Origin of the sequence: Streptomyces sp. CB02009, assembly GCF_001905825.1 — a bacterium.
Classification (GTDB): Bacteria; Actinomycetota; Actinomycetes; order Streptomycetales; family Streptomycetaceae; genus Streptomyces.
Window position 1 is genome coordinate 133420 of the sequence record NZ_LIVV01000013.1, and the last position, 19570, is coordinate 152989.

At 69.6% G+C, this 19570-nt stretch carries 17 protein-coding genes and 1 pseudogene; 6 read left to right on the forward strand and 12 right to left on the reverse strand.

The genetic code is table 11. From position 1 onward, the window contains the following. Nucleotides 1-251 precede the first annotated feature (251 nt). The gene (locus tag AMK27_RS37815) at nt 252-698 is read right to left on the reverse strand and encodes a DUF1707 SHOCT-like domain-containing protein (protein ID WP_073918625.1); all 447 of its coding nucleotides are present in this window, start codon (nt 696-698) and stop codon (nt 252-254) included. An 85-nt stretch (nt 699-783) separates the two neighbouring features. On the opposite strand from AMK27_RS37815, the gene AMK27_RS37820 reads away from it, so the two are divergent. Further along, nucleotides 784-1380: a TetR/AcrR family transcriptional regulator gene (locus AMK27_RS37820; protein WP_073918627.1), complete on the forward strand. Its 597-nt coding sequence runs from the start codon at nt 784-786 to the stop codon at nt 1378-1380. Nucleotides 1381-1617: 237 nt separating this feature from the next. After that, entirely contained in the window at nt 1618-1992 is a 375-nt protein-coding gene (locus AMK27_RS37825; RefSeq protein ID WP_241847734.1) for a hypothetical protein, read from the forward strand. A 262-nt stretch (nt 1993-2254) separates the two neighbouring features. Here the strand turns inward: AMK27_RS37825 and AMK27_RS41420 are convergent, their stop codons facing one another. Both AMK27_RS41420 and AMK27_RS37835 read right to left on the reverse strand, forming a co-directional pair. Further along, nucleotides 2255-3625, reverse strand: coding sequence for an eCIS core domain-containing protein (locus tag AMK27_RS41420; protein ID WP_079188766.1), 1371 nt, complete (start codon nt 3623-3625; stop codon nt 2255-2257). Between the two features lie 188 nt (nt 3626-3813). After that, on the reverse strand, nt 3814-5058 hold the full coding sequence (locus AMK27_RS37835; RefSeq protein ID WP_241847735.1) for a transcriptional regulator: 1245 nt from the start codon (nt 5056-5058) through the stop codon (nt 3814-3816). Between the two features lie 226 nt (nt 5059-5284). Here AMK27_RS37835 and AMK27_RS42510 point away from each other — a divergent pair, with 226 nt between their 5' ends. Then, nucleotides 5285-5875, forward strand: a complete 591-nt coding sequence (locus AMK27_RS42510; RefSeq protein ID WP_143204929.1) for a hypothetical protein — start codon at nt 5285-5287, stop codon at nt 5873-5875. Nucleotides 5876-6401: 526 nt separating this feature from the next. On the opposite strand, the gene AMK27_RS37850 is transcribed toward AMK27_RS42510, so the two are convergent. The 3 genes from AMK27_RS37850 to AMK27_RS37860 all read right to left on the reverse strand — a co-directional run bounded on the left by AMK27_RS37850 (nt 6402) and on the right by AMK27_RS37860 (nt 13601). Further along, nucleotides 6402-7421, reverse strand: a complete 1020-nt coding sequence (locus AMK27_RS37850; RefSeq protein WP_073918632.1) for a hypothetical protein — start codon at nt 7419-7421, stop codon at nt 6402-6404. 79 nt (nt 7422-7500) lie between these two features. Then, nucleotides 7501-8820, reverse strand: coding sequence for a hypothetical protein (locus AMK27_RS37855; RefSeq protein ID WP_073918634.1), 1320 nt, complete (start codon nt 8818-8820; stop codon nt 7501-7503). Beyond that, complete coding sequence (locus AMK27_RS37860; protein WP_241847741.1) at nt 8817-13601, reverse strand: ricin-type beta-trefoil lectin domain protein; 4785 nt, start codon at nt 13599-13601, stop codon at nt 8817-8819. The genes AMK27_RS37855 and AMK27_RS37860 overlap by 4 nt, the downstream gene beginning before the upstream one ends. Nucleotides 13602-14786: 1185 nt before the next feature. Between AMK27_RS37860 and AMK27_RS44255 the strand changes: the two genes are divergently transcribed. After that, a complete protein-coding gene (locus tag AMK27_RS44255; protein ID WP_274535762.1) occupies nt 14787-14912 on the forward strand; it encodes a hypothetical protein in 126 nt (41 codons plus the stop codon). 91 nt (nt 14913-15003) lie between these two features. Here the strand turns inward: AMK27_RS44255 and AMK27_RS37870 are convergent, their stop codons facing one another. From AMK27_RS37870 to AMK27_RS37885, 4 genes are read right to left on the reverse strand one after another with little or no spacing between them, the layout of a single operon-like run. Beyond that, on the reverse strand, nt 15004-15399 hold the full coding sequence (locus AMK27_RS37870) for a YwqJ-related putative deaminase (protein ID WP_079188768.1): 396 nt from the start codon (nt 15397-15399) through the stop codon (nt 15004-15006). Further along, complete coding sequence (locus AMK27_RS37875) at nt 15392-15865, reverse strand: SUKH-3 domain-containing protein (protein ID WP_073918638.1); 474 nt, start codon at nt 15863-15865, stop codon at nt 15392-15394. The genes AMK27_RS37870 and AMK27_RS37875 overlap by 8 nt, the downstream gene beginning before the upstream one ends. 10 nt (nt 15866-15875) lie before the next feature. Beyond that, complete coding sequence (locus tag AMK27_RS41430; RefSeq protein ID WP_079188769.1) at nt 15876-16373, reverse strand: YwqJ-related putative deaminase; 498 nt, start codon at nt 16371-16373, stop codon at nt 15876-15878. Nucleotides 16374-16385: 12 nt separating this feature from the next. After that, nucleotides 16386-16805, reverse strand: a complete 420-nt coding sequence (locus tag AMK27_RS37885; RefSeq protein ID WP_073918640.1) for a hypothetical protein — start codon at nt 16803-16805, stop codon at nt 16386-16388. Nucleotides 16806-17131: 326 nt separating this feature from the next. On the opposite strand from AMK27_RS37885, the gene AMK27_RS37890 reads away from it, so the two are divergent. After that, nucleotides 17132-17620 (forward strand): DUF4265 domain-containing protein, encoded by a 489-nt coding sequence (locus tag AMK27_RS37890; RefSeq protein WP_073918641.1) that lies wholly within the window; start codon nt 17132-17134, stop codon nt 17618-17620. A 155-nt stretch (nt 17621-17775) separates the two neighbouring features. After that, nucleotides 17776-18441: pseudogene (gene istB / locus AMK27_RS37895) on the forward strand (IS21-like element helper ATPase IstB); the annotation flags it as partial. Nucleotides 18442-18451: 10 nt separating this feature from the next. Here the strand turns inward: istB and AMK27_RS37900 are convergent. Next, the gene (locus AMK27_RS37900; RefSeq protein ID WP_241847736.1) at nt 18452-18853 is read right to left on the reverse strand and encodes a hypothetical protein; all 402 of its coding nucleotides are present in this window, start codon (nt 18851-18853) and stop codon (nt 18452-18454) included. Between the two features lie 303 nt (nt 18854-19156). Beyond that, the coding region (locus tag AMK27_RS37905; protein WP_198956011.1) for a bacterial transcriptional activator domain-containing protein at nt 19157-19570 on the reverse strand (414 nt) is incomplete at its 5' end.

The following is a 19570-nucleotide window of genomic DNA, read 5'->3' on the forward strand; positions in this document are numbered from 1 at the left end:
GCCACGACGGTGCGGCCCTGCGCCTACAAAGGCGACCTTGCACCGTCCCAGCACGCACGTGCCGCGGGTATGCATGAATGGCGTCGGCGCGCACACCGTCCCGGAGCGAGCGCTGCTGCTGGGCCTGGGAAATCAGTACAGGGCCGACAATGCACCCAGGAGTAGCGCGAGACCCAGCCACACGAAGACTGCCGTACGGGGCTCGGCGCCTGCACGCACCGTCTCGTCCACCATGCTCGTGTGGGGATCTCTTAGCGGCGCGCGGTAGGACTACCGTCTTCGTCGTTGTCGGCCGGGTCGTGTGGCCAGATGGCGATGGCGATCAGTACGGCCGCCCACACGCCCAGTGGGGTGACCGGCCAGTAGTAGGTCAGGTCTCCCTTTTGTGCGCAGCGTGTGGCCCAGATTCCGGACATGATCAGGGCCCCGCCGAGCCAGTAGCGCCATTCGGCCAGCCAGTCTGTGAGGTCTTTACGGTTCTGCTCCGCGCGGGTGGGTGGCGGCGTGGGTATGTCGGCGGTCAGTGCGGCGAGGTCGTCTGCTGTGCGCGCCCGCATGGCGTGTTCGGTACGGATCTCGTGCTCGTGCGGATCGAGTCTCCCTTCGGCCAGCGCGGCGGCCAGCACGCCGAGCGTGTGGTCGCGGTCGCGGTCCGAAGCCCGCACTGCGGGCAGGGGAGGCTCACGTCGGTCATCCATCACCAGTCTCCTTGCGGCTCCGTGCAACGTCCCAGCTGACGACAAGTTAGAATACGACTGTATCTTAACGAAGGGAGTGCGACCGATGCCCAAGACCGTCGACAGAGACGAACAGCGTCGGCAGATCGGTGAGGCCCTGCTCCAGCTGGTCGCCGAGCGCGGCCTCGACGAGGTCAGCGTGCGCACCGTGGCCGCCGCAACGGGCCGTTCCCCCGGCGCCGTTCAAAAGTACTTCCGCACCAAGGACGAGATGCTCACGTTCGCCGCCGAACTGGCCGGCGAGCGCATCGAGCGCCGGATGGCCGGGGTGGACACCGCGCTGCCGCTGCGCCAGGCGCTGCGCGACCTGATCCTCACCACACTCCCCATGGACGCAGAGCGACGCGCCGAGGCCGCCGCGCAACTCGCCTTCGCCGTCCACGCCGCACACCACCCCCGCCTCGCCGCGATCCGGCAGCAGGTCGACCAGGACATCCGTCAGGCACTGACCATTTGGCTGGAGTCAGCCGGGCACGCAACCCACGCGCCGGCCGTAGCTGACGCCGTCATCGCACTCTCAGACGGCCTGGCACTGCGCATGCTCTACACCCCACAACAACAAGAGCACCTGCTCACAGCCCTGGACCACGCCCTGGACACCCTGATCCCGGACCGTGGGGCAGTCCGGTGTCTCCGCGAGTAGGTCGAGGAGACAGGGCGCGCCGGCGTGGTCGTCGTTTTCGGAAGGCGGCCGTCCATCTCGGATCAAGGCTCTCGTCGGCACACCGGGCGGACCACGGGACGATGCCGGCTAAGTGGGGTCCTGGCAGGCAGATGCCCACCGTCTTAAAGAGCGTTTCATCCTGGTAGGCGCGTTTGGTGACTCGGGCGTGGACGCCTGGTTCGGGTGATCGTGCGTGAGGTGTGAGGATCGTGCCGTGTGCGCACCGAGGAAGCAGTTGCGCGCGGCTGTCCGAAGGGCCAGGGAAGGGTGACGGAAGTGTTCGTGGGGAGAGCGGCGCGGCTGGTGGTCAGCAACGAGGGCGAGATGCCGCTGGATCTGATGGTGGAGCCCTTGGGTGACGTCCATCGGATCTTGTCGAAAGAGACCTGTGTCGTTGTCACTCATTCATCTGCGGCAGACGGTTCTTGGCCCGGGACGCCGCTTGGGGAGGAGCCGTTCCAGATTGACCATCGGCGCGATTCGGTCACGGTGTGGGCCAACGGCCACTGCTTCCACCTCAGCGACAGGGAGGGCAACGAAATCGACCCATACGTCTATGGAGGGTGCCCTGCCCAGGGCCCGGCCGCCTGAAGGAGCGTTTGACCTGGGGGATTAGCGGTTTACAGCACTTGGGAAGTGCCCGCTACGCCGGTACGGGAAACTGGCGGACCCCCTTCGCGAACCGCTGGTCCACCGGTCTGCTCGTCGGCAATCCCTACGGGATCGTGTTCGACCGGGTTTCCTGACCCGGGTGGGGGGCCGGGGTGAGTGCTCACTCACCGCGGCACCCCCACCGGACGCCCGGGACCGCCCGAGCCCGCCCGGGACCGCCCGAGGCGTGCGGAACGCGGAATTACGGGGTTGGGGTGTCGTTGTGCCGGGAGTGGTGGTGCGCGGCCCAGACCGCGTTGAGCAGCTTGTTGCTGGCCCCCTGCATCGCCTCGATCGTGTCCGCCTTCCACTCCCTGTATTCCTTGGTCTTGTACGTCTTGTCCTGATACGCCAGCGCCTGAAGGTCGATGGTGCGGTCGAGCACGTTCTGGCTCAGTTCCACCAGCCTGCTCCAGCCTCCGGTGAAGTTGCGGGGCGGCTCGTCCCGCCTCCCGGCCGTCTTCTCCGCGTCCGTCGCCTTCCGCTCGGAACTCAGCGCCATCCTCACAGCCGCGCGAATGTCCTCGGCGTAGGCCGAGTAGCTGTTGGAGTTCGCGGAATTCCCCTTGCCCGCGGGTGCGGCCCGGAAGGTGCTGTGGTCCCGCTTGACCCTCAAGGTTTCCGCGGCGTCCTGCAGGGCGTCGAGTGCCGTCACCAGCTCGGGGGTGGCTTCGAAATCTCTCGTGATGTCGGCGTGGATACCCATGGCCAGAGCGTTGAGCGCGTTGAAGACGTGCTCGCCCTGGGCGGAACTCGTCTCCGGCGCCAGGACCTGGTTGTACAACTGATCCGAGGTGACCTCTATGTGCCCGTCGTCATTGACGGTTCCGACGCTGCCGCGATGAGGATTCGCGGCATGCAGGGAACTGACTTTCAGCTCGTCGGGCGCGCGCTGGACGGCCGACCGCGCGGAGCCGTGCGCCACGTGCACGGACTGGTCCGGGGCCATGGCATGGTCCTCGGCCCGCTGTACGGGCGCGGCTCCGCTCATGACGCGTGTCGCGTTGGCCTCGGCCGCGCGTTCGTAGCGGTCGGAGGGGTCGCTGATGGAGAGCCCGCCGCCGTTGTCGGTGCCGGAGACGGGGCCCTGGCGCTGCTGGATGACGTGGGTGAGTTCGTGGGCGAGGGTGTGCTTGTCGCCGCCGCCGTCGCCGATGACGACGTTGTTGCCGCTGGTGTAGGCGCGGGCGCCGATCTCGGCGGCGGAGGCGCGGGCGGCGCCGCTGTCGTGGATGCGGACGTCGGAGAAGTCGGCGCCGAGGCGGGATTCCATCTCCGTGCGCAGCGGGGCGTCCATGGGGCGGCCGCCGCCGCGCAGGACATCGTGGACGGTGGAGCGCTGGACCTGAGGCGCGGTCTCCTGGTGACCGCAGCCCGCGCCGTGCGTGTGCTGCTCCTGCGCGTAGGGGTGCCCTGCCTGGCGGAGCATCTGGACCACGGCGGCGTTGCCCGCACCGCTCTGCAGGGCACGGAGAGCGTCCGGGACACTGGCGGTGCCGCGGGAGGTCGACGTACGGGCTGGTGTGCTGGTCCTGCCGGGATCGGCATGACGGGTGCGGTCGTCCGCGCGCATAGATTATCGCCCTCGTGTGGAAATGTGGTTCTTTCTGTATACGGAGGGCCCGCGGGCGCGGACAAGGGACGCACGGGCAGGATGTGCGGGGCGGAGGGGCAGAAATCCGGGTGACGGCAGGCACGAGCTCCTATTAAAGGCGAGGCGGTCAACCTCGGTGACGAACGAGCCGGTGGCCCGACGCGCTGCTACGCGAGGGCCTGGCCAAGGTGATCATGGGGGCGGCCGGTGAGCTGCCGGCGGAGTGCGTCCGCCCGGGAGCGGACCAGGCCGTCGCGGTAGGGGCAGGGGAGCCGGGCGAGTACGCCGGCGGCCATCTCGGCGGCCGCCGTCGGGTCGCCGTCCTCGCGCAGACAGGCTGCGGTGTCCATGGCCAGCAGGGCCCGGGTCATGACCGAGGGCGAGGTCGTCAAGGCGAGCGCGTCCTCCTGCGCGGCGTACGCGTCCGACGTGTTGCCCAGGAGGGTGTACGCCTGGGAGAGGTGTACGAAGTGCTTCTGGCCGGGGTAGCCGAACCAGGTGTCGGCGACTTCCTGGCCGTCGAGTCGGTCGGCGAGGTCCTGGACGTCGCGGAGGGCACGCAGGGCCCTGTCGGTATCGCCGATACCGGCGAGCGCCCGGGCGGTGACGGCTGCCGACAGCGCGGCGGCGGCCGTGGGTGCGCTACCGGCCTCGCGGCGGGCGAGCGCGGCGAGGCGGGCGGCCTCCTGCGGGGCGCCGTAGTTGAGCGGCACCATGGCGTGCCGGGCGAGGACCCAGGCGGTCATCCGCCGGTCCCCGGACTCGCGGGCGGCCCGCTCGGCGGTGGCGAACCAGTGGTGTGAGTTGCGCTGGTCGCCGCGGTCGTGCTGGACGATCGCGACGAGTCCCGCAATCCCTGCGGCCGTGCGTGCGAGATCAGCGCGGTCCCCTGCGGGATGGGAGCGGTTGAGGACCTGGCCGAGGAGGTCGAGGTCCTCGCGCATCTCGGCGAGCACTACGTCGGGGGAGCGGCCTCGGTAGCCGCCGCGGTGCCGCTCGAAAGCCGAGGCCAGATAGGCCAGGTCACCGGCCCCCGAACCGGTCAGGCCGCTGTCGATGCCCTCTCTGGCTTGTGCGATGCCGGGCAGCGCGGAGATCCCCGCTGCCGCCGCTCCGATGAAGCGCCGCCTGTTCACGTCCGCGTTCTCCTCGCTCTGGTGCCGCCGGTACTCCCGGGACACGGCCACGGCCTGCCGCACGTCGCCGACCTTGAGCCTGTATGCCGTGGCGATCGGCTCGTGCCAGACGGCCACCGGCAGTCGTTTCTCCGTTTCCCATCGCTTGAGGTTCTCCGGGTCGAACCACCGGCCGCCCTGAGCTGACTCCATCAGCCGGGCCTGCTGCTCGCGCGTGCGGCCCGCCCGCTCGCGGACACTGCGGAGTAACGCGCCGATTCCGTCCGGGCACATCATGAGCCGCCCCCTGTCATGCGTCGATGTAGTCGCATCTCTGGCCCCCCGCTCTGGCCCCCAGCAGGGCGAAACGCACCCCCGCACGGCCCCTCTGTGAGGGTGTGCCCGCCCCGTTCAATGGACGAACGCCACCGGGGCACCGGTCCCCTTCGCACCCGTCCACGCCGTACGGAGGGGACCCCCCCCCGGGGGCGCCACTCGAAGCCCGATCGAGAGGAGCACAGCCATGACCCTGACAGCCCCCGAGCAGAGCGCGCCGCCGGCGCCGCCCGCCACCGAGTACCGCGACCCCCGCGCGTACGTGAAGCCCGAGGTAGGCGTAGCGAAAGAGGTGGGTGAAAGTCAGGTTGAGGGTGGTGGCCGTGCCGAGGCGAGTGGTGGGGATGCTCTCGCGGGGGAAGCCGAGAAGAACATCCGACAGGCTTCGCTGTCCCTCTTCCGCCCGGGTGCCGAAGGTCTGCTGCAGGGCCATCGTCTCGGGATCGAGGATGTCGACGCGGTCGGAGCGGTCACCGCTGATGGTCCGCTTGAGGATCATGTGCTGTTCGCCGACCACGACGGACGCCAGCACCAAATGCACGTGATCACGTACCGCAGGCGTCAGGACGGCGGTGCCTCCGACCGCATGCTTGAGCGGCATGAGAAGGCTGGACTTGCCCGCCCCGCTGGGGCCGCTGATGACGGTGGCCGGCTGATCGAAGCGATACGTCGTCTCGGCGGTGGCGGTGGTGACCGTCAGGGCGAGGAATCGCAGGTGGGTGGCCATCAGATTTTCGTCCGCAAGGGCCTGTCCACCGCGTCGGGCAGGCGATCGTAGATGAGGGTCTTCAGCGCCGACCCCGACTTGTCGAAGTGCCTCTTCAACAGGGCGATCCGCTGGGCTACGACGGCCCACTCGTCGGTCTGTGTCAGCATCGACGCGGCCACGGCTCCATCCGCGTTCACGCGGAACTCCGCACGATGCGACCCGCTGTACGTGATGAGTCCACGGCCGGCCAGGGAGCCGAGGACGCTGTAGTACCGCTGGTCCTACGGCCCGTACTTGTACCGGGTCATCCGGCTCCCCACGGCCAGCCGCTCGGAGGACGTGGGCTCCGCCCCAGTGGGCCAGCCCTCTCCCTGCTCGACGAGCAGACGCTCCAGCATCGTTGGGCAGCGCAGGAGGAAGTCGAGTTTGGCCAGCTTCGTCAGGCCGTCCAGTGATCTCTTCGCCGTAGTGAACCGGGCGATCAGCGCACCCCTTCGACACCGTCTTCGGCCGCGCTCTGCCGCTGCGCGCGGCGAGCTGACCGCCCCCGGCGAGACGCCTTCTGGTCAACACCGCCGCAGGTCAGAGCGCCTGCTCAGGAGACGTAAGTGGTGCCCGTGGTCCAGATGCTGTGACCTGCGGCCCAGTTCTCGACGAACCGGCGGGCGGGATGGGACAGGCGCGGTGCGAGCTCGTCGAGGTTTCCCTCGGGGCGGCGTCGCGCCCCCAGGAGCAGGGCCATCGACAGGGGGGCCCTGACGTCTTCCGCGAAGGCGTCGTCGAAGATCTCCACCAGTCCCATGCACAGGTAGAGCAGTCCGGTGAGGTGGATGGCGTCCGCAGAGTGTTCCTCCCCGGCCCGCCCGGCGTACAGCGTCCGGAAAACCCGGTCGCAGCGCGCGGCACCGGTGGCGTTCCAGTAGTCCAGGAAGCGACTGTCCAGCCGGGGCGCGTCGAGGTTCACCAGGGTGTCCACGGGGTTCCCGAGCACGTGCGTCAAGTCGCCGAGCGCCGTGAGGGCGCGCCGGGACTGCTGGACGTCCGGCTGCGGGGCGCCGAGCACGTCGAAGATCCAGGCGGCGGGGGAGAGGGGACCGAGCCCGTAAGGGATGCCCGCCGTGTCGATCATGACGGAAAGCACGTTGCTGTGGGTCGCGTCGGGAGGCCCGGCGGCCTGGCGCGCCTCCGGTCGCGCGAGTGTCCTGATGGTCTTCGTTCCCGTGTAGAGGGCGAGGGCCCAGCCGGCGGAGGAGCGCCGCATCGCACGGCTCGCGATCCGGCGCACGCTCGTCCGGGAGGCGAGCGCCGATCGTACGGGATCGGCGTGAACCCTGACCCGGCGCTGCCCTTCCGCGTCCCCCGGCAGCCGGTGGGCGTGGGTGACGAGCCACGCCAGCGGGAAGCTGTGCGGGGTCTCCTGGTCCGCTTCCAGGTCCAACCGCTCCTCGGCGATCTCGCGGAACGCCGCCCAGGCCGCCTCCGGGTACGGCCCTGACGGAGACAGGAAGTTCGCCAGTTCGTTCGCGCCGGTGGACAGGTAGCTGTCGACGGCGAGCTTCATGACGAGCCGCATGGTGGGGACGCTGATCTTTACGACTTCGAGCCAGCGGGCCATGAACCGGGGCCCTGATGACGCAGAGCGCCCCTCCGGAGGGAGGGGCGCTCTGGTGGTGGGTGCCGGTTCGGCCGGTGGGTCAGGCGCGCCGGACCAGGTGGTCGACCGAGAACAGTAGGTGGTCCTCGCCGTAGTGGAAACGTCCGGCGAGGGCCTTGTACCGGGTGTACTGCGCCTCGGTGAGCGGAAGTTGGAGGACCTCCACCGCGCGCAGGAGCAGGCGGAACCCGAGGTCGGGGTCGACCTGGGTGACGACCTGTTCCAGGGCTTCCATCACCGCGGCGCCCGCCACGGGGTGGAACTCGGGGCTGACCGCCGTGGCCGCGGCGAGGGGGGACACGTCCCGGATCTCGCGGAGGACCTCGTCGGTCGCGCCGCTGGCCGGCGGCAGGGCCGCCGGAACGTAGCCGGGTGCGACCTCGGCCAGTCGCTCCTCGCACACTTCGGCGACCTGCTCCAGCCACTCTCGGCCGCCGACACCGAACCGGTCGATGCGGTAGCCGCCGTCCGTTGCCGCCAGCCACAGCACGGTGATCGCTTCATCGGACAGGCCGAGGCCGAGCACCCGGCGGACGTCCTCCAGGAGCGCCGCCGCCTCGGAGCCCGGAGGGCGCTCGTAGCCGTCGGCCTGTACGGCGAACTCGACCGCCTGGCGGGGTGTGCGGTGGTGCCAGCCCGCGGTGAACTGCCGGGCGAGCCGGGAGAGCCCGAAGTCCCCGTCGATGCCCCGCCGGGAGGCGTCGCCGACCGGAGGCCACGTGATCACGAGGCCGTCGTGGACGGCAGCCGGGGGGAAGCCGAACTCCCAGCCGAGGGCCACCAGGCGGCGGTACGGCTCGTACGGTACGGGCACGGCGTGCGCCTTGAGCGCGCGGAGCAGCAGGCGCATGCCGAGGTCGGCGTCGGCGCTGGTGACCACGTGCTCCAGGCAGGCGACGAGCTCCGGCAGCGCGGAGGCGTCCGCGAGGGCCGGGGCCGTGACGCGGAGTTCCGCCACGACCGCCCGGCACAGCCGGGGGTCCCGTACCGGGCGCACCGGCGGCGGGGTGAAGGACGCCTCGGCCTGCCGGAGCCGGGCCGAGGCCACCTCCGAGACCTGCTCCAGCCAGCCACGGCAGGTCATGCCGTGGCCGGCCGGGTCGAAGGCGTTGGCGGTGGCGGCCAGCCACACCGTGTGCAGGACCCGCTCCGGGAGCTCGGACGCCAGTAGGCGGCGGGTGTCCTCCCCCAGCTCGACCGCCTCGTCGCCCTCCGACCGGTCGGCCGCCTCCTGCGCGAAGCCGAGCGCGGCGGCCGGGTCGACGGCCGTGCCGGGACGGCTGAGGCGTTCGGTCAGGCCGGTCAGGCCGAAGTCCTCGCCGTAGCCGAGTTCGTAGTACGCGGGACGTTGATCGGTCATGGCGCCACTCCTGTGGGGAAGGCGGTCATGATGGCGTATCCGCCGCGTCCCTTGGCGTGGTTGTCGACCTTCAGCAGCTTGAGCGTGACCTGGTTACCTGCGTTCGTCACCGTCCGACCGTCCGGGTGGTACGTCTTGCCCAGGGACTGGAGAGCCGGGTAGGGGCGCGAGATGTCCAGGACCACCGCTCCGCTCTTCGCTTTGGCGACCCTCCGCGTGAATCCGGCGAACTTTTCTTCGTCGAGGACTCTTTTGCCGTCCTTCATGACGGAGAAGTAGTCCTCGAAGACGTGCTCGATGGCCTTCTGGGCAACCTCCTGGCTGGTCCACACCGTCTTCGGAACGTTCTTCTCCTGGGCCAGCGCGAACGCTTGGGTCGGAGTCAGGTTCACGTGCTCCTTGAGGGCGTGCATCTCGCCCGAATCGGCGTACTTCTTGAGGGCCGGCAGGAGTTCGTCGTCGAGGTTGAGGCAGTTGTGCACGAGCACGTCCGACGCCCGTGCGCCTTCGGTGCCGACGTAGAAGGTGTGCGTGCCGCCGACCGTGAGGTCGTAGACCTGACGGGACGCCGTGTCGGCGGCGGCGCGTACACCCGTCACCGCGAGCGGCTGCCCGTCCGGGCGGAGCAGCAGGTCTCCGGGGCGCAGGTCCGAGGCCAGGATCCAGCCGCGCTCCTCGGCGTAGATCTTGTGGCCGGGGGTGGTGTCCAGGGTGGTGCCGTCGGCGAGGCCGATGGTGACCAGGTCGTCGGAGGCGTGCCGGAAGGTGTCGGTGACCGGTTCGGGGCGGACGACTCCGGTGGCCGGGTCGCCGGCCAGGACCGCGTCGCCCACCTGGAGCGAACTGATCGGGCGGTGCGATCCGTCCGCCATCAGTACGGGTGTGGTGGCCGGGAAGCTGTTCTTCTCACACTTGACGAAGATCGATTCGGCGAGGCCTGCCTCGTACTCGATGGCTGCCAGGGCCTCCGGGTTGAGCCGGAGGTTGCGCAGGGCCCGCAGGGCGTCCGCGATGCCGATGCCGGTGCGCATGGCGGCGTCGACGGCCATGATGCCCTCGGCGATGGGCCTGAGGATCTTCCCCGAGAACAGCAGGGCGACGTCGAGGGCCGCCCAGGCGCATCCGCCCCAGCTGCCGCCCTCGCCACCGGGCCACAGCTTCGCGCACTTGATCCAGTGCCCGAAGAGGATGTCGATCGGGTCGACGCCCGACTGGTACTCGCCGATCGAGATGGTGTGCGTGATGTCCTGGGTCAGCTCGTCCGAGGGGTACTCGCCCAGGTACTTGGTCTGGTTGGCGGGGCACCTGCCGGTCGACGGGTCCGGTGCGTCGGCCGAGCACAGGTACAGGTCGAGGTAGGCCTGGTACCGGATCCTGATGGTCATCGTGCAGTCGCCCTTGTAGAAGAGGGCGTCGATCCAGCCTTCGCAGCCGGCCGTCTTCTTCAGGGTCTGCGGCTCGCCGATCTGCTCGGTGCGGTTGACCAGGTAGAACATGCGGCCGATGGAGCCGCCGATGCCGTCGGGGACGGTTCCGGTGTCGATCGTCTTCGCCTGGGCGGCCTTCTCGGCCCTGTCGGCCGCTTCCTGGGCCTCCTTGGCGTACCGGTCGGCGTCCTTCGCGGCCTGTTCGGCCTCGGTCGCGGCGACGGCGGCGCGGTCGGCGGCGGCCCGGGCGTCACGTGCCTCCTGTTCGGCACGTGACGCCGCTGCGCGTGCCGCGTCGGCGTCGAGGGCGGCCTGGTCGGCGGAGTCGCGGGCCGACTTGGCGTAGCCCTCGGAGCGGTCGGCCGCCTGGTCCGCGGCCACGGCGTCCGCCGCGGCCTGGCGTGCGAACTCGGTGCTGCGGGCCAGCGAAGCGGAGGCCAGGGAGGCCGACTTCGCGGCGTCGGCCGAGTAGTCGAGGGCCTCCTTGGCGTAGCCACGGGCTTCCGAGGCGTACTTCGCGGCGTTCGCCGCGTGCTCGTACGCGGCCTTCGCGTCGCCCTGGGCTTGGTCGGCGATGGCCTTGGCCGAGGCGGCCTCCTCCAGCGCGTTCTTGGCATGCGCGTCGGCGATGGCCTTCTGCTGTTCGGCGATGCTCTTGGACGCCTGCCCGGTCAGCACGACCAGTCCGGCGGCCGAGTCGGTGGTGACGTAGGGCGAGCCGAGCTGGACCGCGTCGTTCGCGGGCTTGGCGACCTGCGCGGCCGACTTCCCCGCGTCCACCGCGGCCTGGGCGGTCACGTGGGCGTAGCCCGCTGCGTTCGCTGCGGCGGCCCGGGCCTTGCCGGCCTCCGCGCTCGCCTGGTCCGCCAGGGTCTTGGCGGCCTTGGCCTGACTGTCGGCCTCGTCGGCCGCCGCGACGGCCGCCCGCGCGTCGAACGCGGCGCGTGCGGAAGCCGCGATCGCATCGGCGGCCGCGCTCGTCGCGGTGCGCACGGCGGCGTCCGCCTTCAGCTTCTCGGCCTGCGCGGCGTCGGCGTCGGCGCGCGAGCGCTTGGCCGCCGCCTCGGCGCGGGTCGCGGCCGCGTCGGCCTCTGAGGCGGCCTTCGTCGCCGCGTCGGCCTCGCCGCGGGCCCTGCCGGCCGCCGCCTCCGCTTCAGTGGCGTACTTGTCCGCCTCATCGGCTGCCGCGCGGGCGGCCGTGGCCTCGGGCGCGGCCTCGAGGGAGGCGGCGTAGGCGGCCTTGGCGTCGGCCTTGGCGCGCGCGGCGTCGGCCTTCTGCTCCGCGTCCCAGGCGTCGTCGCGCTTGGCCTTGGCGGTGTCGCGGGCCTTGACGGCTCCGTTGCGGTGCTCGACCGCGGTCGCCTCGGCGGATTCGGCCTTCGTCCTGGCGTTGCCGGCCTTGGTCGCCTCGGCTTCCGCGTACTTCCTGTGCTGGGCAGCCTCGGCCTGCTTGGCTGCAGCGTTCTCCTTCTCCGCCTTCGCCTTGGCCTCTTCGGCCTCGGCGGCGAGCCGCTTGGCGTGCGCCGCCGCGGCGGCGGCCTTCGCGTCGGCCTCCGCCTTCAGCGCCTCACCGAGCTTCGCCTTCGCGGTGTCCGCTTCCGTCTTGGCGTTGTCCCGGTGCGACCTGGCCGAATCCGCCGCGGCCTTGGCCTGGAGCTCGGCCGTGCGCGCGGCCTCCCGGCGGAATTCCGCCTTCGACTGCGCGGCCTGGGCGAGAGCACGCTGCGCGATGGTGTCGCTGTCGCCGGCGGCCGCGCGGGTGGCGGCCTCGGCGGTCTCGCCGGCCTTCACCATCGCATCCAGCGCGGCGACCGCGCCCTTGGTGACCTGCGCCTTCTGGAGGCCCACCAGCATGCCGCGGCCGCGCGGGGCGCCGTTCTTGTCGGCGATGGCGTACGCGGCCTGCACGGCGGCGTCGGAGGCGGTGGCCGCCGTCTTCGCGGCCGCGGCCTGTGCCTTGAGGACGGCGAGCTGCTGCTTCGCGCCGGCCTGGGCGTCCGCGAGGCCCTTTGCGGCCTGGGTGAAGTGTGCCGTGGGCTGGACCTCACCGGTGTGGCCGGAGGGCTTGATGTCCACCTGCTGGCGCGTGCTCGCGTCGCACCGGCGCAGCACCGCGGCCACTCCGGGAACGAGCGTCGGGATGTGCAGGCACTGGCCCGAGGCGACGTGCTTGAGCGCGGTGGTGGCGCGGGGAGAGTACGCCCAGGTCTGCGCCGGCCCGCTGTTGCAGGTGGCGGCCTTGATCTCGGTGCCGAAGTCGCCGCTGGTGGTGGCCACCTCCAGACATTTGTACGAGTCCGAGTTGCGCAGGTGCAGGCCGTGGTCGTCACCGGACATCTGCCAACTCTGCGATGCGGTGCGGTTGCAGAGGTTCACCTGGACCGGGTTGTTCCCGGTCCGCATACCGCCCTGGGAGTCGAGGCACTTGCCCTTGGCGCCGGTGAGCTCGATGTTGGAGCCCGCCTCGCCGATCCAGCCGATGCCGCCCGCGGACCAGTGGTCCTGCCAGCGGACGAGGTGGTCGGCGACCCACGAGTGGCCCAGCATCTGGCCGAGCGCCTCGGCCCCGGCGGCGAGCGCCTTGGTGGCGTCCTTGCCGGCGTTCACGACCTGGTTGCGCTGCACAGCCTGGGAGGAGACCTCCTGCTGCCACTCGGCGGCCGCGGTCGCGGACACGGCGCCCAGGACCTGGTCCGGGTCGACCGCGTCGCGCCAGGCGCAGCTCGCGTACCGGGTCTTCATGTCCTCGACCGCGATCCGGTACTCCGCCGTGCCCGGCGCGGGCGCGCTGCGGGCGAAGCCGCCGGAGGCGAGGAAGAGCCGGGAGTCGTCCGCGCCCATGGGCGAGGAGAACGTGCCCTTCAGCCACGAGAACGCGTCGCGTTCGGCGAGGTCCCGGTTCCAGTCGGGGCCCGACGAGGGGTCCTTGCCGTACAGCGGGGTGCCGAGGTCGAGGACGGCCTTGGAGGTCTTTGCGTCGGCCTTCGGGGTGGAGTCGACGTAGAAGTCGCTCTCGTTCTTCCAGTAGCGGTCCGAGATCCACGGGGTCAGGCCGGTCTGGGTGTGGAAGTCCACGCCCTCGCTGATGCCGGGCGGCTTGTGGAAGGTCCAGTCGTTGATGCCGGCCGGGGTCGTCAGCCCGGCGAGGGGCTTGGTCCAGGTGTCCCGGCGGGTGTTGATGTCCGCCAGTTCCTTGTCGGCGGCGGCCCGGTCCGCGGCGTACGCCTGGGACAGCGGGGTGTCCTGCCAGTGCTGCCGGTCGGCCAGCACCCGCAGCTTGTCGGCCGGCTGGTTGAGGCCGTCCTGCGCGGTGGCGGCCATGCCCGGCCCGCCCAGGCGCAGCACCTCGGCCATCAGGCACTGGTCCTGCCGCAGCAGCTCGGCATCGGTGTCGGTGAACCAGTTGTACCAACTGGCCGACAGCTCCGTACGGCCGAGCGGGACGGGCGGCGAGGTCGGCCCGCCGACCCCGAGCACGGCGAGGGCGACGGCGCCCGCGAGGGCGGGGGTGAGGAAGGCGGACTTCAGGAAGGCGGGTCTGCGCGATCTGCGGAGGCTACGGTCTGGTGTTCTGTACAAAGTGCTGTCTTCCCTCGTGGCAAGCGAAGGCAGACGGGGACGCTCGCTGCGAGGTGGCGCGCGGGTCCGGCCGGCAGCACGCAGGTGCGGCCGGCGAAGCCCGTTCGGTGCGGTCCGGTGTACCGGCCCGCGGCATCGTGTATCCCCCGTAGCGGCGCTAGTACCCCCGGCCACCGTGAACGTGTGCGAAGACGGCCAGGTCATGGCCGCCGTTGCACGCGATGATCACGGTACCCGGCGGTAACAGCATGTGCCACAGGGTTCTCGATCACTTGCCCAAAGGCCGACGGTCTGTGGTGCACGTGTGCGGTCACAGCCACTCGCGTTGTGAATGGGTGCGCTGGTGACATCGGATGGGCATCAGCAGGGGTGTGAGAGTTCTTCCTGCTCAGAGTCCACCGCAGTGGTGATCATGGCTGTCGCGCGCTGACCAGGCTGCTGCCGCTGGATGCTCATCGCAGGGATGGCTTGCTGTCACGGGCGTGCCTGCTAACACGGCCCTCTGCTCCCCGCGCCTGCGGGGTGCGATTCAGGTCGGCGTTGGTTTTCGGGTGGAGTGCACTGTCATTGGTATGAGAGATCGCGGCGATTTCACTGTCACGAAGCGGTGTTCGTGCAGGTGAACGCTGAGCGGAAATCCTGGGTGTTTTGTCTGTTTCGGTGGAAGTGGTTCAGCTGGGGGTGAGGGTGGGGTAGAACTGCAGGTCAGGAAGCTGCTCCCCGTACCCGCGGGGATGGTCCCCGGGGGTCATGGAGCTGGAGCTCCGAGGGGCTCTGCTCCCCGTACCCGTGGGGATGGTCCCGTCCCTCAGGTTGGGGGCGTTCGGATACCGGGTTGCTCCTCGTGCCCGCGGGGGTGGTCTCGGGTGCTGCGGGGATGGTCTCGAACCGCTCAAGCACGAGGGCCAGACCGAGGACTGCTCCTCGCGCCTGCGGGGATGGTTCCGAGGGGCGCCCGTCGTGATCCTGTTCCCTGCGCGTGCGGGGATGGTGTCGATGACGTCGTACGACGTGTCCGCGTGCAGCCGGCCCTACGCGGACGACGACACCGCCCTGGTTGCCAGCGTCATCCGGCCGAACTGCTGAGGTAAACCCCTGGCAGGGCTGGCCGGGCTGTCCACTCAGTGGGGCCGGGTCGATGCCGGTGGCGACCTGCCCAGCACGAGTGAGGGAGAGTTCATGCTTGATCGTGGATGAGCGCGATGCCCAACCGGTCGAGGAGCGTCGAGCAGGAGCGGCAGACGTCGGCCTCGGTGCCGTGCTCGGGGTCGCCGTGCGGGCGGATCTTGCGGGCGACGAGCGTGGCGCTCGCGAAGTGCGGTGCGGCCTCGTCCAGCGTGACCGTCCGGCCGTCGCCCCGCTGCCGGTCGAGGCCGAACAGCGCGTGGGAGATTAGGGCGGTTTCGGCGCAGTTGCCGATGAAGGGCTCGCGCAAGGCGGGCGGGAGCGTGTCGAAGAACGTCTGGACGGTGGGGTGGAGCTGAGGCTCGCTGTCACCGGTGAGGTTCGTGTGGCTGGTGATCGTGCCGTTGAGGAGCAGCGATGCGGCCGTACCGGGGATCACGTCAGACATAGAAGTCCTCCGCGTCCTTCATGGGGCTGTGGAAGAGGGAGATCATGGCTTCGTGCTTGTCGGCGCCCATGTAGTAATTGCCGGTGTGGTGCATGAAGAAGAACCGCCCCTGCTCGTCCACGACCATCACCTCGCCCTCCGAGGAGTCCCAGCCCACCGGGAAGAGCCTCACGCCCAGGTGGCGACTCAGCTCCGCGATGTCCTCGCACGTACCGTCCCAGACGATGACCGGCGTGAAGTGCAGGTACTCCTCGCGCCAGGCGTCGAGGGGCAGGCGGAGCCCCGCGTGCTCGGCGATGAAGTCCGTGGCGGCGGCGAACGGCTCCATCGGGAACCCGTTGTTCCGGCTCTCCTCGGTGATCTCCGCCACGATGGCGGGAACCTGGTCGGCTACGTTGCGGCCGGGGTACCAGCCGTGCTCGGTGAACCATGCGTCCACGTCCGCGGGGACATTGAGGTGGGGCACAGGAAGGCTCCTAACCGGTATGAGCATGGATGCCGGCCATGCCGAGGGCGATCTCGCACGAACGACACGGCGGCTTGTACTCGTTGTGTTCGAAGTGCCCGCGCCGGTCCGGGCCGATCTGCACGGTGTACATCTGCGCACCGTCCATCGCCCGGCGCACCTGGTCCAGCGTGCTGATGGACGTGCCGGACGGATCGAGCCGGCGCAGGCGATCCGAGAGGAGCAGGGCCTCCGCGCACTGGCCGTGGCCCCCACCCACGACCCGGCCTTCCCCTTCGATCATGGTGCGTACCTGATCGTAGATGTCCCGCGCGGCCGGGTGCAGGTCGGGCTTTGGGTCGCTGCGTGATGGTGGGCGCGTGCTGGTTGTTCGACAGGAATGTTGTTTGAGATGTCGCGCTGGGCGCGCGTGCGCGTTCCGTTCCTCGACGTTTTTGTGGCTCGCCGTCTGTCCACTGCAAGCAGCTCGCTGCGGGACGGAAGCCGGGCCCGGGCGGTGCTCTGTGATGGGTGAGGTAGGTCAGGGGTTGCGGTTGACCTTGATGCGGGTGAGTTGTTCTTGGACGGTGGGTTCGTGGCCGGGCTGCAGGCCGGCTGTCTGGCTGTATTCGCGCCATCGGGTGAGGTCGGTGGTGCGGGGCTGACGTTCGCCGAACAGACCCAGGATCAGAGCGGCGTTCAGGGTCCGCAGGCGTTGTTCTAGCCAGTCTCTGCTCGCCAAGAGGGTGTCGATGGTTCCGGTGGGTCTGTGACCGGTCAGGACCCGCACGACGCGGGTGCCGTCGCTCGTGCACCAGTCGCCGTTGTCGGGGTCACGCCTGAGGCCTGCTCCGTCAAGGAGTTGGTGGGAGGGCAGGGACAGGTTGACGGGAGTGTCCAGGGAGCAGTCATAGCCGCTGGCGCTCCAGTTGTACTCCTGTACGGTCGGCAGCGCGTACACCGGCTGTCCGTCGGCGTCGCGGGCGATGTCGCGCGGGTCTGTGGCGGGCGGAGGGGGTGTGGGGGCGGTGTCGGTGTCCGGTGACGTGCTCCATCGCCCGGCCAGCTCGCGCAGCTGCTGTTCCCGTGTGGCGGCCTTACCGTCGCGGTAGCCGAGCTTGCCTAGGACGTGGTCGAGGTACTCGTCTGCCTGGGCGAGGTCGTCCGGGCGTGTTTTAGAAGCCGATCATCTGGTGGCGATCGTGGCAGGCTTCCAGCCGGGTCCGGAGGCACGCACCTCCGTGCTCCGCAGGCTGGTCTGGTGGGTGCGAAGTAGATGATGGTTCGGTGACGAACATCAGTGACGACCACGTGAAGGTCCATTTCCGCATGGAGATAGACGAGGACGGCTGGCCGCCGGCGAGTGTCGAGAGCCTGTGGGCTATCGACCTCGGCGATGGGACGGTGCGGCTGGACAACACTCCCTGGTTCGTCCGCGGAGTCGCCAGCGGCGACATCATCAGGGTTCAACCGGATGATGACGGTGCTCTCTGGGCCGGAGAAACGGTGCAGCCCTCGCAGAACTGCACCATCCGGCTCATCGTGCTGAAGGACGACGGCTCTGCCGCTGCCCGGCAGAGCGTGCTGGAGGTCTTCCATCGCCTCGGCACGACGGGCGAAGGCATCGAGCGGTTCGGGATGGTGGCCTTGGAGGTCCCGCCGCAGGCAGACCTGCTGAAAATCCGCGAGCTGTTGGAGCACGGCGAGACGAAGGAATGGTGGCACTGGGAAGAAGGGTGTGTCACTGCCGCCTGGGAAGCCACTGCGCGACCGTGAGAGCAGCAGTGCCCCGTCCCGGCCTGCAGTGAGCCAGGCTGCATCGTTCTCGTGCAGGAACCGACCGCTCAGGCCCGTCATATCCATTCGCCGATCGCGGCGACCAGGACGGTGGCCTCGAAGCGGACCGCAAGCTTGTCGAACCGCGTCGCCGGAAGATGGGCTACCTCGACTTCCTCGACCTGGTCCTTTCCGAGGAACTGGCCGTCCGTGACGACCGCCGCTTCCGCCAGGGCCTGCGGCTCTCGAAGCTGCCGCACCACAAGACGCTCGACGAGTACGACTTCTCCTTCCAGCCCGACCTCGACCCGCGCAAGGTCAAGGACCTTGCCACCCTCTCGTTCGTCGAGGGCAAAGCGAACGCCGCCCTGCTCGGGCCACCCGGGGTGGGCAAGACGCACATCGCCGTCGCCTTGGCGGTCGCGGCCTGCCGGGCTGGCTATTCGATTTACTTCACCAGCCTCGACAACATGGCCCGCAACCTCAAGGCCGCCGAGACCGCCGGGCGTCTGACGAACAAGCTCGGAACCTACCTGCGGCCCGGCGTTCTCGTGGTCGACGAGGTCGGCTACCAGCCCCTCGAACGAGCCGAGACGAACATGGTCTTCCAGGTCATCTCCAAGCGCTACGAGAAAGGCTCGATCATCCTGACCTCGAACAAGACCTTCAGCGAATGGGGCCAGGTCTTCGGCGACGAGGTCCTCGCCACCGCGATTCTCGACCGACTCCTCCACCACTGCGAAGTGATCTCCATCAACGGCCCCAGCTACCGGCTCAAGAACCGCCTCCAGGCCATCGAGCGGGAGAACGACGTGGCCTGACCAGCTGCGATCAGTGCACCGGATCTTCGCCCGGCGGGATGAAGGCATCGGCGCCATCGGCATCCTCGACATGCCCCTGGGCATCGACCGTAATGGCCATCGCCCGCCCCTGCGAGGTGATGAGCCAGGCCAGCACCTGTTCCGTCAGCGGCGTTCCCCCTGGTCCCTCGTCCTTCCAGTGCACCCGCCACCCTCCACCAGGCACCGCGGCCACGACTTGGTCGGCTCGCTCCAGGTGGGAGAAGTCCTCATAGTCCGTCACCGCACGCAGGGCGCCGCGCTTGGGATCGACGACCAGGGCCGTCCCGGTCGCCTGGTCCCAGCCCTCCACACGCACCATGCGGCCGATCTCTGTGTCGGTGCCGTTGAAGATCGCGGTCCAGCCGGTCTGATTGAAATAGCGAAGAGACACCTCTCCATCATCTCGAACCACGACGCTCGCACTTCACAGGGCTCACTGTTCTGCACGTTCATCCGTACGCAGCTCTGCACATAGACGAGTACGCCGACACACGTCCGCTCCGCTGCTCCCGGTACCCCTCGGCGCGGACTGCCGCGTTGAACACTGCGGGCCCCGTCCCCTTGATTGGCTTCGCTGTCAGATAGCTGGTCGACCTGGGACATTGGCTGAAGACCCTGGATGAACATCGAGCTGGTCGGGAACGAAAGAGAGTGGGACCGCCGGCTTGGCGGCCCCACCCTTCTCAGTGATGGGTCAGCGGCGGGTGGCCTGGACCATGCGAATGGTCTCGGCGGTCTCTTCCTCCATGGCCCATCCGTGGTCCACGAGGAGAGCCTCCAGCCGCTCAACGGCGTCTTCAAGTCCGGAGTGGTCACCCAGGAGGGCCAGTGCGCGGAAGCGGTGGCGCCAGAGCTCTTCGCGTTCCCGTGCTACTTCCAGACCACGGCTGGCTACCCACAGCGCGCCCGGTCCGTCACCGGCTTCGAGGTACCAGTTCGCCAGCAGACTGGAGCTGTTGACTACCTTGTCGTTGATGTCCTCCACGATCGCCTCGGCCCAGCCGTAGTAGGTGGAGTTGACTCCGGAGAACGGGCGGCCCCGGACCAGCTCGAGGGCGCGGCGGAGCAGGGCCTGGCCGTGGGCGCGGGGTACTTGGAGGGCGACGTC

Coding starts and splice junctions, on each gene's coding strand:
- AMK27_RS41420 (WP_079188766.1), bottom strand. CDS start 3,625: ATGCGCGCGGACGACCGCACCCGTCATGCCGATCCCGGCAGGACCAGC.
- AMK27_RS37870 (WP_079188768.1), bottom strand. CDS start 15,399: ATGTCTGACGTGATCCCCGGTACGGCCGCATCGCTGCTCCTCAACGGC.
- AMK27_RS37815 (WP_073918625.1), bottom strand. CDS start 698: ATGGATGACCGACGTGAGCCTCCCCTGCCCGCAGTGCGGGCTTCGGAC.
- AMK27_RS37835 (WP_241847735.1), bottom strand. CDS start 5,058: ATGATGTGCCCGGACGGAATCGGCGCGTTACTCCGCAGTGTCCGCGAG.
- AMK27_RS37820 (WP_073918627.1), top strand. CDS start 784: ATGCCCAAGACCGTCGACAGAGACGAACAGCGTCGGCAGATCGGTGAG.
- AMK27_RS37855 (WP_073918634.1), bottom strand. CDS start 8,820: ATGACCGATCAACGTCCCGCGTACTACGAACTCGGCTACGGCGAGGAC.
- AMK27_RS37850 (WP_073918632.1), bottom strand. CDS start 7,421: ATGGCCCGCTGGCTCGAAGTCGTAAAGATCAGCGTCCCCACCATGCGG.
- AMK27_RS42510 (WP_143204929.1), top strand. CDS start 5,285: ATGACCCTGACAGCCCCCGAGCAGAGCGCGCCGCCGGCGCCGCCCGCC.
- AMK27_RS37860 (WP_241847741.1), bottom strand. CDS start 13,601: ATGGCCGAGGTGCTGCGCCTGGGCGGGCCGGGCATGGCCGCCACCGCG.